This window comes from Bifidobacterium miconis (assembly GCF_019331735.1).
GTDB classification, from domain to species: domain Bacteria; phylum Actinomycetota; class Actinomycetes; order Actinomycetales; family Bifidobacteriaceae; genus Bifidobacterium; species Bifidobacterium miconis.
The window spans coordinates 1-15,471 of the sequence record NZ_JAHBBH010000031.1; the positions used below are offsets into that span (position 1 = coordinate 1).

Annotated in this window: 11 protein-coding genes and 1 pseudogene; 7 read left to right on the top strand and 5 right to left on the bottom strand. The window is 62.9% G+C overall.

The annotated features are described in order from the left end of the window. Positions 1 to 312 precede the first annotated feature (312 nt). The 4 genes from KIH79_RS09675 (at position 313) to KIH79_RS09690 (ending at position 5,944) form a co-directional block, all read left to right on the top strand. Positions 313 to 1,653, top strand: coding sequence for a sugar ABC transporter substrate-binding protein (locus KIH79_RS09675; protein ID WP_169275838.1), 1,341 nt, complete (start codon positions 313 to 315; stop codon positions 1,651 to 1,653). Positions 1,654 to 1,665: 12 nt separating this feature from the next. Beyond that, entirely contained in the window at positions 1,666 to 2,616 is a 951-nt protein-coding gene (locus tag KIH79_RS09680) for a carbohydrate ABC transporter permease (RefSeq protein ID WP_236023785.1), read from the top strand. Positions 2,617 to 2,640: 24 nt separating this feature from the next. Then, the gene (locus KIH79_RS09685) at positions 2,641 to 3,579 is read left to right on the top strand and encodes a carbohydrate ABC transporter permease (RefSeq protein ID WP_236023786.1); all 939 of its coding nucleotides are present in this window, start codon (positions 2,641 to 2,643) and stop codon (positions 3,577 to 3,579) included. 139 nt (positions 3,580 to 3,718) lie between these two features. After that, positions 3,719 to 5,944 carry a glycoside hydrolase family protein gene (locus KIH79_RS09690; protein ID WP_219059202.1) on the top strand — a complete coding sequence of 742 codons (2,226 nt, stop codon included), beginning with the start codon at positions 3,719 to 3,721 and terminating at the stop codon, positions 5,942 to 5,944. A 105-nt stretch (positions 5,945 to 6,049) separates the two neighbouring features. Here the strand turns inward: KIH79_RS09690 and KIH79_RS09695 are convergent, their stop codons facing one another. From KIH79_RS09695 to KIH79_RS12965, 5 genes and pseudogenes are all read right to left on the bottom strand, one after another. Further along, the gene (locus tag KIH79_RS09695) at positions 6,050 to 7,051 is read right to left on the bottom strand and encodes a LacI family DNA-binding transcriptional regulator (protein WP_169275836.1); all 1,002 of its coding nucleotides are present in this window, start codon (positions 7,049 to 7,051) and stop codon (positions 6,050 to 6,052) included. Positions 7,052 to 7,169: 118 nt separating this feature from the next. Beyond that, positions 7,170 to 8,456 (bottom strand): ISL3 family transposase, encoded by a 1,287-nt coding sequence (locus KIH79_RS09700; protein ID WP_205832477.1) that lies wholly within the window; start codon positions 8,454 to 8,456, stop codon positions 7,170 to 7,172. Between the two features lie 223 nt (positions 8,457 to 8,679). Next, positions 8,680 to 9,801, bottom strand: coding sequence for an XRE family transcriptional regulator (locus tag KIH79_RS12955; RefSeq protein WP_169240056.1), 1,122 nt, complete (start codon positions 9,799 to 9,801; stop codon positions 8,680 to 8,682). Continuing rightward, on the bottom strand, positions 9,798 to 10,253 hold the full coding sequence (locus tag KIH79_RS13255; RefSeq protein ID WP_169275821.1) for a hypothetical protein: 456 nt from the start codon (positions 10,251 to 10,253) through the stop codon (positions 9,798 to 9,800). The genes KIH79_RS12955 and KIH79_RS13255 overlap by 4 nt, the downstream gene beginning before the upstream one ends. Before the next feature lie 20 nt (positions 10,254 to 10,273). After that, positions 10,274 to 10,393, bottom strand: a pseudogene (locus KIH79_RS12965) (HAD family hydrolase); the annotation flags it as partial. A gap of 473 nt (positions 10,394 to 10,866) precedes the next feature. Between KIH79_RS12965 and kdpA the strand changes: the two are divergent. Genes kdpA through kdpC form a run of 3 tightly spaced genes read left to right on the top strand, consistent with a single transcriptional unit; the run spans position 10,867 to position 15,383 of the window. Further along, on the top strand, positions 10,867 to 12,543 hold the full coding sequence (gene kdpA / locus KIH79_RS09715) for a potassium-transporting ATPase subunit KdpA (protein ID WP_169240058.1): 1,677 nt from the start codon (positions 10,867 to 10,869) through the stop codon (positions 12,541 to 12,543). 1 nt (position 12,544) lies between these two features. After that, the gene (kdpB, locus tag KIH79_RS09720) at positions 12,545 to 14,719 is read left to right on the top strand and encodes a potassium-transporting ATPase subunit KdpB (protein WP_169240059.1); all 2,175 of its coding nucleotides are present in this window, start codon (positions 12,545 to 12,547) and stop codon (positions 14,717 to 14,719) included. Between the two features lie 31 nt (positions 14,720 to 14,750). Next, positions 14,751 to 15,383 carry a K(+)-transporting ATPase subunit C gene (gene kdpC / locus KIH79_RS09725; protein ID WP_169240060.1) on the top strand — a complete coding sequence of 211 codons (633 nt, stop codon included), beginning with the start codon at positions 14,751 to 14,753 and terminating at the stop codon, positions 15,381 to 15,383. Positions 15,384 to 15,471 lie beyond the last annotated feature (88 nt).

A 15,471-nucleotide genomic window follows, 5' to 3' on the forward strand; every position in this document is an offset into this window, starting at 1 on the left:
TCCTCAAGCGATGGCAGCGGTACGCGGTCGATCGGGTAGCCTTCCTTCGGGAACGGCGAGACCGTCATGTCCTCGATCATCGAGACCAGTTTGCCCACGGCCCAGTAGCCCATCTCGTAGTGAGGCAAACAGCAAGCAACACGCAACGGCGGCAAGCGGCGAAACACCAGCAACACGCCGAGAGCAGTTCGTCGCGCCCCATCCCATTCCGCACACACCGGAATCGAACCGGTTCGCCCCCTCGGGGCGGCCACCACAGCACTTCCCCGTCACACCTTTTCAAGGAAGAAACAAGAAAGAAGGAGGAGCACCATGCCCCATACCAACAGGCACCGCACCACAAGACGCACGGTCGTCAGGGCCCTCGCCGCGACACTCGCCATAGCGAGCCTTGCGACCGTGGGCGGCTGCGGCGAGGCGGCACGCGCGGCGGCGAAGGCCAACGCCAACGAGATCACCATATGGACGCACACGGCCGGCAGCGAAGCCGAGCTTGCCGGCGTCCAGCAGATCATCAAGGACTACAACGCCAGCCCGGACAAGAAGGCTACCGTCAAACTGCAGTCCTTCCCACAGAGCTCGTACAACGATTCCATCATCTCCGCCTCCTCGGCCAACAACCTGCCCTGTCTGGTGGACGTGGACCAACCCAACACCCCGTACTGGGCATGGGCCGGTATCCTCGAACCGCTGACCGACAAGGCACTGCTCGAGCGCGCCGGCGACCTCATGGAATCCGGCAAGGGCACTTGGAACGGCGATCTGTACACCGTGGGCTACTTCGACGCCACGGTGGCCCTCTTCGCCCGCAAGTCCGTGCTCAAGAAGCTCGGCATCCGCGTGGCCACAGTCGACGAGCCGTGGACCAAGACCGAAATGAACGACGCCCTCGCCAAGCTCAAGGCCAGCGGCGAATGGACCTACCCGTTCGAAATCGGCACCGCCGACAACAAGAGCGAATGGTACGCCTATGCCTTCGGCCCGATCCTGCAGTCCTTCGGCGGCGATCTGGTCAACCGCAAGGACTACCAGAGCTCCGACGGAGTGCTCAACGGCAAGGAGGGCAAGGAGTTCGCCCACTGGATGCGAGACCTCGTGGCCAAAGGCTACATCTCCTCCAAGGGCGGCTCGGATACCGCGCTTGACTTCGTGAACAACAAGTCCGGACTGCTCTACGGCGGCATCTGGTCGATGAGCACCTTCCAGAAGTACGCCAAGGACTACGACGACATCGTGGTCATGCCGATGGCCGACTTCGGCCACGGCTCGGTGACCGGCGGCGGCTCCTGGACCGTGGGCATGACCCAGTCCTGCCCGAACAAGGCCGCGGCACAGGACTACATCCGCTTCTCCCTGCAGGACAAGTACATCGCCACCATGGCCAAGGCCGGCATGAACATCCCGACCACCACGGGCGCTCAGCAGCTCGTCCCGGAGTTCTCCAAGGGCGGCGACATGCAGATCTTCACCAAGATCTCGAAGAAGTACGTCAAGATGCGCCCCGAGACCCCGGCTTACAACTTCATCTCCACCGAGTTCCGCAAGACCATCGGCGACATCATGAACGGCGCCGACGTGGACACCTGGCTCGACAAGGCGGTCAACCACATCGACGGCAACATCCAAGGCGCCGACGGCTACCGGAAGAACTGAGAGGGAATCATCATGACCAACGCAACCGCAACCTCCACACGCACCACACACGCCAAGTCGACCAGCCACACCGGCCGCGTCACCCGGACCGCCGAGCAGCGCCACGAGAACGCCGTGGGCTGGGCCATGCTGCTGCCCGCCTCCATCCTCCTGCTGCTGTTCATCGGCATCCCGGTGCTGCTGGCGTTCGGACTGGCGTTCACCAACGCCCGCACGATCAGCCCGAACCCCACCCGGTTCATCGGCTTCGAGAACTTCACCCGACTGTTCTCCGATCCCACGTTCTGGTTCGCACTGCGTAACGTGGCGGTGTTCGCCGTGATCGTGGTGCCGGTCCAGGCCGGACTGGGCCTGCTGCTCGCCGTGCTCATCAACAAGCAGGTCCGCTCCTCGGTGTTCTTCCGCACGGTCTACTTCCTGCCCGTGGTGACCTCCATGGTGGTGGTCTCGTTGCTGTGGATGTTCATCTACCAGAACGACGGCATGCTCAACCAGGTCATAGCCAAGCTCACCTTCGGCCATTGGCAGGCGGTGGACTGGCTCAACGACCCGCGCACCGCGATGGGCGCGATCATCGTGATGTCCATCTGGCAGGCGGTCGGCCAGCACATGCTCATCTGGCTGTCCGGCCTGCAGACCATCCCCGGCGAACTGTACGAGGCCGCCGAGCTCGACGGCTGCTCGGCCTGGGAGCAGTTCAAGAACGTGACCTGGCCGTGCCTGCGTTCCACGCGCAACATGATCCTCATCACCATCACCATCGCCGCGATGAGCCTGTTCACCCAGATCAACGTGATGACCCAGGGCGGCCCACGCGACGCCACCACCACCGTGGTGTTCGAGGCCGTGCGCTCCGGCTTCCAGCAGCAGGAGATGGGCTACGCCTCCGCGATCACGCTCGTGTTCTTCCTCATCATCATGGTGATCACCGGCATCCAGCGGTACCTGACCCGCGAGAAGTAACGAGAGACAAGCAAAGGATTTATGATGAGCAACGCAACGACTATGGCTGCGCACGACAAGCGCGCGGCGAAGGAATCCAGGAAAGTGGCTTACAAGCACAACCGACTGTCCGTGGGCGGCTGGATCGTGCGCATCCTGTTCGCATGCCTGTTCGCCTTCCCGCTGATCTTCATGGTGGTCAGCTCCCTCAAGCCCGATGACGAGATCATGGCCGATCTCGGCTCGGTCAAGGCGTTCCTGCCGGTCGGCCACATCTCGCTCGAGAACTACGCGCAGGTGTTCACCCGCGTGCCGGCAGGCACCTTCCTGATGAACTCGGTGATCATCACCGTGGTGACCGTGGTGCTCGGCGTGATCGTCAACTCGATGGCGGCCTTCGCCATCCAGCGCCTTCAAGTGCGCGGCAAGAAGGTGATCTTCACGTTCATCCTCGCCACGCTCATGGTGCCGTTTGAGACCTACGCGATCCCGCTGCTGTGGTGGGTCAACCAGCTGCCGCGCCCGGTGGTGGATCAGTTCGGACTGTACTTCACGCGCGGCTGGATCGACACGCTACCCGTGCAGATCGTGCCGTTCATCGCCAACGCCTTCTCCGTGTACCTGTACATGCAGTACTTCGAGACGATCCCGAAGGACCTCGACGAGGCCGCCCGCGTGGACGGCGCCGGCTGGTTCCGCATCTACTCGCGCATCGTGATGCCGCTGTCCGGCCCGGCCACCGCCACCGTGGTAATCCTGAGCTTCCTGCCGATGTGGAACCAGTACGTCTGGCCGCTGATGGTGGTGCAGTCCGAGAACCTGCGTCCGGTGATGATCGGCGTGCAGTACTTCCAGCAGATGACCACTTCGTGGGGCCAGATCATGGCGTACAGCTCGCTGATCACCGTGCCGATCATCATCGTGTTCGTGATCTTCCAGAAGCAGTTCGTCAGCTCCATCGCGTCCTCGGGCGTCAAGGGCTGAGCCGTGAAGCCAACGATCCAGTGGATTGCTTGCAGGCTCAGCCGAGCGACGACAGCCGCGAGGAAACGCTGAGCCGCGCCGAAGGAGAGTCCGTCATTGCAGGACCGACGCGTGACGCAAACAATCCACTGAACCGTTCATGGCAGCAACCTCGCCAATAACGGGCTGCCACCAAACAACACTTGCCGGATGGGTTTTCCCCTTTTTCACCCATCCGGCATCATCTATATCCGCACCCCCACATCCCGTCGATCCAAGTGAATCGCCCCAACTGCGACAGGCCAGACGGCGAATACGATTTTGCCGTACCCCAGTCTTCAAGGAGTATGTTCCCATGACCATTACCATCAATGCCGACGATTACACCTCATTCGAGGCGTTTGCGGAATACACCGGAGACGGTCGTGCCCAGGCGACCCTGCGACTGACACCTTCGAATCCCAATGCGCCGTCCACCGAAGCGCATCTGACCGCAGCCGAACGCCGTAAACGCATCATTCTGCCACTCGAGCCGGGCGAACGCTACACGCTCCATCTTGACGGCCTCACACTGGGCGTTGCGTATCTGAGCGGCGGCGAACGCCTGATGGAGCACGGCATCCGCATCATCACACCGGATACCCGCGCCACCGCGCACCGTCCACACGCGCACTTCGAGCCGCCCCAGCACTGGATGAACGACCCCAACGGCCTGTGCCGATTCCAAGGTCGGTACCACCTCTTCTACCAGTTCAACCCGTATGGCTGGCAGTGGGACAACATGCACTGGGGCCACGCCGTCAGCCGCGATCTGCTGCACTGGACGGACCTACCGGTTGCGTTGCTGCCGCAACCCGACCTTTCGGCGGATCCGCAGCTTGCAGGCGGCGCGTTCTCCGGCTCCGCCGTCACCGTGGACGCCGATGGCCATATCGCGCCCGGTGACGAAGCCAGCGCCATCCGCATCTATCTGACCCGCCATTGGGAGCGCCGGGGCGAGCCCGGTTCCGTGGTGGAGACGCAGACCACTGCCGTCAGCACTGACGGACTGACCTTCAGTCCCGAGACGACGGTGATCCGTCGTCCGACCGAGGACATGGGGCTCGACTTCCGCGACCCGAAGATCGATGACACCTTGCTCGATGGCACCGAATCCGCAGACACGCCGACCATCGTGGTGGCCACGAACCTACCGTCCGAACAGGCGCCCGTAATCGGCGAGCCCGGCTCGGCCCCGGCACCGAAGTCCGGCACGTCGTACTGGTTCGCCGACAGCCCGTGCGACGCGCCCGGCCTGCGTCAGCCCGATCTGACACGTACGCCGGCGCTCGCGCTGTTCCGCGCCACCGACACCGATCTGGGGAAGGCCGAATGGCGTTACGCTGGCCCATTCCTGTTCGAGACCGGCCTGCCCGAGGCGTACACCTACGAATGCCCGGACGCCTTCTCGCTCGACGGCACGGCCGTGGCGATCGGGTCCGTGATGAAACTGCGCGACGCCACCGGCCGGTTCCAGCCCATCCGCTGGTATACGGGCTCGATTGACGGCGCTCCCGACCGCATCAGCGACAGCACCGCCGATGCGCCGCGACTGCGCGTGGACCATACCGGATGGTGTGATTTCGGCTCCTGCTATTACGCGGTGCAGTCGTTCCGCGACCGTCATACGGATGAGCACGGCGACGCCGTGGATCGCCGCATCGCCATCGGTTGGCTGTGCGACTGGTTCGGCGTACGCATCGAACGCGATGACTACGCCAATGGCGCGATGAGCCTGCCGCGCGAGCTGCATGTGGTTGATGGACGTCTGACATCACGCCCGATCGAGGAAGTCTACGATCTGCTGATCGGCGACGTGCTGGGTGAGATTCCGGGGACTGAGCAGAACTCGGAGGTATCTGAGGCGAACGGCGGTTCGGACAGTCTGAGCACGGCTCAGGCACTCGTGAATGACGGCATCGACGATCAGCCGGGCAACGCCCGCGACTTGCAGGTCAGCGCACCGCAGCATTCCTACTATGCGGATATCCATCCCAAGGCCGACTCAGCGTTCTCCATGACGCTGGTCTCCGGCGTACGCACCCAGCCGGACGGTACCACCGTCGAAGCTTCGCTGCGGCTCATAAGCGACGGCCAATCCGTGCATCTGACCACCACCGGCCTGCCAACAGACGGTTTCGATTACGTTTCCGCGACCGAACAGGTGACCCGCGTGGAGGTGTTCTATGACCACGGCGTGGCAGAGATGTTCGTTAACAACGGCGAGGATGCAGGCGCGATCCTGTTCGACTGCAATAATGCAAACGAAGCGGGCTTCGTCACCGAGCCGTCCATCACCAGCTTCAACGGCACCGCCATCGTCCGCGAACTGCGAGGCACACGCTGATTCCCTACATCATGGGGCTGTAGCACCGGTGCCGGCAACCCCATGATGTAGGGAATTCCTTCCAGCAAAATCAACGCCGGTGCCGCCCGTCTTCGAGACGACGTCTTATGCCCGAGGGACGAAGCTTGCGCGCGGCACCAGCTCGGTCGTCAGCAGGATGTGACGACGCACCCGCCGCTCATGCTTCAACCCATCAATCAAGGTGGAGAACGCCATACGGGCCAACTCCCTTTGATCAATCGCATACGAACTCAGCGACGGCGACGTGTACCGGGCGATTGACTGGTTGTTCACACTCACCACGGCCAACTCGTCGGGAACCGCCACGCGCAGTGCGTTCAACGCCTGCAACGCCCCCACCGCGAGCACGTCGGCGGCCACGATCAGACCATCGGGCATGCTGCCGGCCTCACGATGATCGGCCACCAGTTGCTCCGCGAGACGATAACCGTTCTCCATGGTGAACGTGCCGGACGAATACACCAATCCGTCCGTTTCCAATCCCAAGTGCGCAGCCCACTGGCGGAACGACAGTTCGCGGATATCCTCGGGATAGTCATGCGTGCCCATGATGCTGCCCACGCCACCGAGAAACGCGATGCGTCTGCGGCCCGCCGCGATCATCGCGTCCAAGGCATCCAGCATCGTCTGCGACAGATCGGGCCGTACGGAGTCGAACAGGTGCGGTGCCGGATTCGTGTCGATGCACACGCCATGCGGGAGCACCGCATGCAGGGCGCGCAGGTCCGCTTCAGGAAACACCGCGGCACCCACGGTGATAAACCCATCGAACTCCGCCGCGCGTTCCGTCAGCTCATGTATGGACCGGATGAACGTGGGCTGGTCCAATTCCATCGACTCCGCACACTCCGCAAGAACCTTCCGCAGATCGGAGAAGTATGCGTCCTGCAGCTCCTCCCCGGACGGAGGGGCGTCCAGCACAGCGATCGCGGGACGGAACACGTTGCGGTATCCCAGCTCCTCGCACACTCGCAGCACGCGCCGCCGCGTCTCCTCCTTGATGGAGAACGACGGGTCGTTCAGCAAGCGCGACACCGTGCTCTGCGACACCCCGGCCCGTTCCGCGACCTCCTTGAGCGTGGCCATGACATCCTCCCCGCAAACTTTAGTAAAGGGTTTTACTACAGCATAACCCGAGATTTGCAAGACGACGGTATCTCACACTTAAGTGGCTCTTCGCATTTTGGTGTGTATGGGCGGTGGTTTAGAGGTGGGCTTGGATGGCTTGTCTGAATCCGCCGGTGTGGAGCAGGCTTCGGGTGATGTAGTTGTCGAGGTTGCGGAAGCCGAGGGCTATGCCTCTGAGGGTTTCGAGGCGTCCGTTGATGGCTTCGGTGGGCCCGTTCGTCCCGTGGGGGTGGTCGAAGAACGCGAGGACGTCCGTCATGCGGCGTTTGAGGGTGCGGCCGAGCGTGGCGAGTTCGGGGCATCCGGGCGCCGCGCCCCTGACGGCGAGGGACTCGATGAGTTCGGCCATCATGCCCCGTCCCTTCCCGCGGTCCTCCTGCGCGTAGCAGTCGATGATCTTCTGGTAGGCACCGTGCGCGAGGGCGAGCGGCTTGTTCGCGGGATCGGAGAGCAGCAGGTCGATGCGCGCCTGCTGCTTGTCGGTCCGGAGCCGCGCGGTCTTCAATAGGTTCCTCCTGCCTTTGTAGAGCGGGTCGTCGCGCCGGCCTCGCCGGCCCGTGGCCTCGCGTTGGAGCCGGCAGCGCACTGCGGTGAGCCTGTCGCCGGCGAGCTTGACGATGTGGAACGGGTCGAGGATCTCCACGGCGCGGGGCACCTGGCGCGCGGCGGCCTTCCTGTATCCGGCGAACGCGTCCATCGCGACCTCCCTCACGCCGTCCCGGAACGATCGCGGGCGTTCCTCCAGCCATCGGGCGAACGCCTTCTCGCTCCTGCCCTCGACCATGTCGAGCAGCCGCGCCGGCCGGCCCGTCCTTCTGGGGGTGAGGTCCACGATGACGGTCACGTACCGGTTGCCGGTGCGGGTGTGCCGCCACACATTCTCGTTCACGCCGATCGACTCCACGCCGTCCAGCCGGCGCGGGTCCGCGGCCAGCACGTTCACGCCCTTCTCCAACACGGCCCGGTTCAACGCGCCCCACGAGCAGTGCAGGTCATGCGCGCAGGCGAGCACGCTCTTCGACTTCAGCACCACCTCCGCCGCCGCCCACCACACGGCCGCGTCCGTCAGCCGCCGTCCCCCGTCGGCTATGTGGGTCAGGTCGTCGGTCCACGAGCGGGCGCACGCCACGCACTCGTACCGTCTGACCCGCACCAGCAGGTGCACGGCATGCTGACCGACGGGCGTGTGCGCGAGCCGGCGCCGCCACGAGGAACGGACCCGACCCATGGCCCCGCATTCCCGGCAATACCGGGCGGTCCCGTCCGCCGGCTCGCAGCCGATCAGCCACACTCCCGCCCGCGAGCCCGACACCACGTGCCTCTGCGAGACGGGATTCAGGCGCAGTCTGTCCAGACCGAGCAGGACCCGGCCGTCGAACGCGCTAGACTCGTTACCAAGCCGCGCGGTTTCCTTCACTTTTTCAATCACACACCGAATGAAACCGCACGGCCCTTACACACCAAAATCGGAAGAGCCACTTAAGTGACCGGCAGCTGATAAACTGCAATCGTCCCTACAGGGGGCAATGCATAAGATGGCTGGAATGTTGCGATAGCATTCCAGCCATCTTTGGCTAAACGAGTCGTCAGACAACCGCGCCCTCAATGGGAAAACCGTCAACAAGCCGCAAATCATCGCCGCACCAATGATTCACTAATTCAGCGGGCAATCCAAGGAACCCTTCAATGGCTTGGATGGACACTGCAGGGTGTCTGTAATCGCGTACGTCGCTGAAGGCGCTAGCGAGCACCTGTTTAAAGAGGGTCGGATGCTCGTTCTTTACTGCTATCGGCTCTTGCTTGTTCCATTTGCGATTCGCCATCTGAATCCTCAAGGATTTTTGCCGTTCCGCATCGTATATGCCCAATCGACCGGCACGTGCAATAAGGGCGGCTATGGATACTCCCCACTCCGCCTTTAGTGTTGCAAGAGCATTCAGCGATGTGAATTTAGAAATTGAAGCACGTGCATCCTCTTCTGGCATAAGCAGGGCGCCGGCAAAAGCATTGGCCTCAAATTCCAGACTTCGATGGTCCTTGGGTCTCCTAAAACGATGAAGCACAAGATGCCCGAGCTCGTGCGCGTCAGTGAATCGTTGTCGGTCTCCGGGCTTTTCTTCGGGAAAGTATCCGATTACGTGCTTAGCATGAGGAACGGAGGGGCTGCTGACTCCGTCTGCTGTTGAATCGCTAATCGGCGCCGCTAGAGGGACAACAAGAATACCGCTTCTCTCCATACTGCGTGTGACGTCCTTCACCGGCCCGTGAGAAGACAGCCCCCAGACGGTTCGGACTTCACCGGCGAGACGTTCTATGTCCGCAAGGGAGGGATCTATACGCGGGGCAATGCCATTAAGCCACAAAGGTTCCGGGCAGGCGTGAGTCATCGATTCGAGCTTCGTCACTGTATCCAGGAGAAGTTGAAATTCCGTTATGGCCTGATTGGCCAGAGAGGATTTCATCTTGGCCAGCTTACGGAACGTAAGCTGATCGACGGGCACCGACTGATCGGGGAGCACAAAGAATCCGATAGGGAACCCGGTTACGAAGGCCAATCGTTCCGCGTCGGATTCGGTAAATCGAGTCTTTCTGTTGACCAAATTGGAGATGCGCGACGCGGACAGACCGCTGATGCCCGCCAATTCCTTCTTGTTCCAACCCCGGCATTCACGAGCCAGTTCGATTCGGTCGGGGTTGAAATCGTTCATTTTGTCTCCAGTGTGTTACTTTCCCTAATGATTGTATTGGTGTGCGGGACCATGCGCTCTTCGGCTTCGCCGCCATCGAAGGCCATTTTGTCGAACATGTCAGCGGGAACGCCAATCGGCATGGCTAAGATAAGTTTCCCCTTTGCACGTCGTGGAAAACTGCCCGCATCAAGGGGCTGAACGGCATCGCAGAGGAACCGATCCGAGGTTTCCGTCCACATGCCGGTGACGACGCACACCTGCTGCTTGCTCAGGCCGCGTTTCGCGGCCTTCTTGCCGCTCTTGCGGGCGGGACGTGGCATGGTGCCCTTGCGGTAGCCCTTGTAGCTGTCGCGGAAGTACGTCTCGTCGATCTCCACCCGGTCGCCGGCGACGGCGTTGAACGAGGGGTTGTAGCGTTGGATGCACTCGATGATGCGACGGCGCATGAACCACGCCGTGCGCAGGCCCACGCCGCACTTGTCCATGCGGTCGCGCAGATCGCCGCGACCACGTCGTCCGGGAAGTGTCCGGTCAGGCAGGCGCGGGTGTCCCAATCAAGCAGTACGCCGCAGAAGTCGAAGATCACATCGGTGATGGGGCAGTCAGCCATACAAGCTCCATATATTCAGGTCCGTGAACCAGTGTACGGGCCGGCCGGATAACCGGTGTTAGCAAAGCGTTAGGAATCGCCGCGCGGAGCCCCCGAGCACATATGCAACCCGTAAAAACCGCCTCGTCCTGACCGCTCGCTCCATACGATGAGGAATCGCAATGACCCGATGACGATGTCGCGCGGCCCCTAGCGGGAGGCGGAACACGGCACCGGGTTTGTTCGATGATAAGGAGAATGACATGCCTTGGTGGGTAGATGTTGCCTACGTTGCGGGCACGGTGGTCGTCTTCGTGCTGTTCGACCTGTTCGGAAAGTGGGTGGACAAGCTATGACGACGTTCTTCACTGTGCTGGGTGTCGTGCTGGCTATCGCGGGAATCGCCTACATGATTTATTCCCTGTGCCGGCCAGAGAAGTTCTGAACCATACCGGACTGTACTTGAGAGATCTTAGGAATCAAAGGTTCATCACATGGTATATGTATTTGCGATCATGGCATTCGCGCTGATTGCCATCATCCTTGTGGCGATCTACAAGCCGCTGGGCGATTACATGTTCAACGTGTTCACGACCGACAAGGACCTCTTCTTCGAGAAGTGGATCTACAAGGTCGTCGGCGTTGACTCCAAGAAAGGCCAGACCTGGAAGGCGTATCTGCGCGGTGTGCTCGGGTTTTCCCTGATGAGCGTGCTGGTGCTTTACCTGCTGCAGCGCGTGCAGCAGTGGCTGCCGTTCTCGCTGGGCTTCCCGAACGTGCAGGGCCCGCTCGCGTTCAACACCGCGGCCTCGTTCGTGACCAACACCAACTGGCAGTCATATTCGCCGGACGTCACGCTCGGCTACACCGTGCAGTTCGCCGGCCTCGCCGTGCAGAACTTCGTGTCCGCGGCCGTGGGCATCGCCGTGGCCGTGGCGCTCGTGCGCGGGTTCGCGTGGCGCAGGTCGGAGACCATCGGCAACTTCTGGGTCGACCTGACCCGCTGCACGATGCGCATCCTTCTGCCGATTTCCATCGTCATGGGCATCATCCTGATAGCGCTCGGCGTGGCGCAGAACTTCGCCGGGTTCGTGGACGTGAACACCGTCGCCGGTGGCACCCAGAAGATCATGCAGGGCCCGGTGGCCTCGCAGGAGGTCATCAAGGAGCTCGGCACGAACGGCGGTGGCTTCTTCAACGCCAACTCGTCGCACCCGTACGAGAACCCGAACATGTGGACCAACCTCATCGAGATTCTCCTCATGCTCGCCATTCCGGTGGCCCTGACCCGCACCTTCGGCCGCATGGTCGGCGACATCCGGCAGGGCTACGCGCTGCTCGGCGCGATGGTCATCATCTTCGGCATCAGCTTCTTCGCCGTGGTGACCGCCGAATCCTTCGCCAGCGACCCGATCACCTCCCTGACCGGTGGTTCCATGGAAGGCAAGGAGACCCGCTTCGGCATCGTGTGGTCCGGCCTGTTCGGCACCACCTCGACCTCGACCTCCACTGGCGCCGTCAATTCGATGCACGACTCGTACACCGCACTCGGCGGCATGATCTACATGCTCAACATGATGCTCGGCGAGGTGAGCCCGGGCGGCGTGGGCGCGGGCCTGTACGGCATCCTCGTGATGGCCGTCGTGGCCGTGTTCATCGCCGGCCTCATGGTGGGCCGCACGCCGGAATACCTCGGCAAGAAGATCGGCCCGCGCGAGATGAAGATGGCCTCGCTGTACTTCCTCGTCATGCCGATCACCGTGGTGGTGGGCGTCTCCCTGAGCTTCGCCGTGCCGTTCGCACGTCAGTCGATCTTCGACACGTCGCTCAACAACAGTGGCAACCACGGCTTCTCCGAGGTCGTCTACGCCTTCACCTCGGCCGCGAACAACAACGGCTCCGCCTTCGCGGGACTCACCGCCGACACCCCGTGGCTCGACACCACGCTGGGATTGGCGGTGCTCATCGGCCGTTTCCTGCCGATCGCCCTGGTGATCGCGCTGGCCGGTTCGCTTGCCAAGCAGGACAAGGTGCCGGTGACCGCCGGCACGATGAAGACCGACAACGGTCTGTTCGTCGTCCTGCTGGTGTTCGTTATCTTCCTGATTTCCGCGCTGACGTTCTTCCCGACGCTTGCTCTGGGACCGTTGGCAGAAGGTTTGGTGGCTTGATATGACTTCCGCAACCGCGAACGACGTCAACAACGGCGCGACTTCCATCGCGAACGACGTCAAGAAGTCCAACGAGCAGTCGTTGGGCGCGATGCTGGGCAAGAGCCTGCCGGATGCGTTCCGCAAGTTCGACCCGCGCAACATGTGGCACAACCCCGTGATGTTCATCGTGTGGGTGGGCGCCGCGTTCCTGACCCTGCTGGGCGTGTGCCAGCTGTTCGACACCGCCCTCACCGATGGCGAGCCGGTCTACTTCACCTGGATCGTGGCCATCGTGCTGTGGGCCACCGTGCTGTTCGCCAACCTCGCCGAGGCCGTGGCCGAGGGCCGCGGCAAGGCGCAGGCAGACGCGCTGCGCAAGACCCGTACCACCACGCCCGCCCGTCTGGTCAAGGGCTACGACGAGAAGAACGACCCTGACGTGCGCGCCCCCGAGCGCGGTGAGGGCCCGTCCTACATCGAGGAGGTCCCCAGCTCGGACCTGAAGCTCGGCGACGTGGTCGTCGTCTCCGCCGGAGAGCTCATCCCCGGCGACGGCGACATCATCTCCGGCATCGCCTCCGTGGACGAATCCGCCATCACCGGCGAATCCGCACCCGTCATCCGCGAATCCGGCGGCGACCGCTCCTCGGTGACCGGCGGCACCCGCGTGCTCTCCGACCGCATCGTGGTGCGCATCACCCAGAAGCCCGGCGAAAGCTTCGTCGACAAGATGATCGCCCTGGTCGAAGGCGCCAACCGCCAAAAGACCCCGAACGAGATCGCTCTGGACGTGCTCCTGAGCTCCCTGACCATCATCTTCCTTGTGGTGGTGCTGTGCATCAACCCGCAGGCCTCCGCGGTGGGCGCCTCCGTGAGCCTGACGGTGCTGGTCGCCCTGCTCGTCTGCCTCATCCCGACCACCATCGGCGCCCTGCTGTCCGCCATCGGCATCGCCGGCATGGACCGTCTGGTGCAGCGCAACGTGCTTGCCACCTCCGGCCGCGCCATCGAGGCGGCAGGCGACGTGACCACGCTGCTGCTCGACAAGACCGGCACCATCACCTACGGCAACCGTCAGGCCTCCGAATTCCACGCCCTGCCCGGCATCGATCATGACGACATCGTCAAGGCGGCCGCATTGAGCTCGCTGGCCGATGCCACACCCGAAGGCCAGTCGATCGTGGCACTCGCCAAGTCCGACGGCTTCGACGTGGACGAGGTGCCGGGAGCCGTGGCAGTGCCGTTCACCGCCGAAACCCGCATGTCGGGCCTCGACCTGCCGAACGGCGACCGCATCCGCAAGGGTGCCACCTCCGCCGTCGAGGCATGGATCGACAGGGAAGGCGGCACCATGACCACCGAGGTGAGGGACGCCCTGCATGACCGCGTGGCCGCCATCTCCGGCCAAGGCGGCACGCCGCTGGTCGTCGCCGAGCAGCACGCGAACGGTGAGGCCAAGGTGCTCGGCGTCGTCCAGCTGAAGGACGTCGTCAAGAAGGGCCTGAAGGAGCGCTTCGCCGACCTCAGGAAGATGGGCATCCGCACCGTCATGGTCACCGGCGACAATCCGCTCACGGCCAAGGCCATCGCCAAGGAGGCCGGCGTGGACGACTTCATCGCCGAGGCCAAGCCCGAGGACAAGCTCGCCTACATCAAGAAGGAGCAGGCCAAAGGTCAGCTCGTCGCCATGACCGGCGACGGCACCAACGACGCCCCGGCCCTCGCCCAGTCCGATGTCGGCGTGGCGATGAACTCCGGCACGTCGGCCGCGAAGGAGGCCGGCAACATGGTCGACCTCGACTCCGACCCGACCAAGCTCATCGACATCGTGGCCATCGGCAAGCAGCTGCTCATCACGCGCGGCGCCCTGACCACGTTCTCCATCGCCAACGATGTGGCCAAGTACTTCGCCATCATCCCGGCCATGTTCATGGAGAAGTTCCCGGGTCTGGGCGTGCTCAACATCATGGGTCTGCACAGCTCGCTGTCCGCCGTGCTCTCCGCGATCATCTTCAACGCGATCATCATCGTGCTGCTCATCCCGCTGGCCTTGAAGGGTGTCAAGTACCGCGCCGAGGCCAGCGAGAAGATCCTGGGCCGCAACCTCAAGGTCTACGGCCTGGGCGGCATCATTGCGCCGTTCGTCGGCATCTGGATCATCGACCTGTTCGTCCGTCTGATCCCGGGCTTCTGATCCGAAGAGCGATTAGGAAAGAGTGATTGTCATGAAGAACACCATTTCGCTGAACCTGCGCGCCTACTGGGCCGGGCTCAAGGCGGTGATCGTCTTCACCGTCATCGTGATCGTCTACACGTTCGTGATGACCGGCATCGGCCAGCTCGGCATGCCCGACAAGGCCAACGGCTCGATGATTACCAACGCGCAGGGGGAAGTCGTCGGCTCGTCGCTGATCGGCCAGTCCTTCACGGACGCCAACGGCGACGCGCTGCCCCAGTACTTCCAGTCCCGTCCTTCGGCGGCATCCGACCCGAACAAGGACGAGGACAGCCAGGGCTACTACGCGGCCGCGTCCGCCGGCACCAACAAGGGCCATGCCGACGCCGATTTCGTCAAGTCCACCACGGAACTGCGCAAGACCATCGCCAAGCGCGAGGGCGTGAGCGTCAAGGACGTGCCGTCCGACGCCGTCACCGCGTCCTCCTCCGGACTCGACCCGGAGATCAGCCCCGAATACGCGGCCATTCAGGTCAAGCGCGTGGCCAAGGAGCGCGGTCTGAGCGAGGAGCAGGTCGAGAATCTGGTCCGGAAGTACACCACCGGTCGTGGGCTCGGCTTCATCGGCGAGTCCACGGTGAACGTGGTCCGGCTCAATCTGGCGCTTGACGAGCTCAAGTGATTCGGCATGCGGTCTGCCGGTGATTCGACTGATGCGTTGTCGTCGATCGCCGTGGCAGGCGGCGGCCGGTCGTCAGGGGTGGTGACGC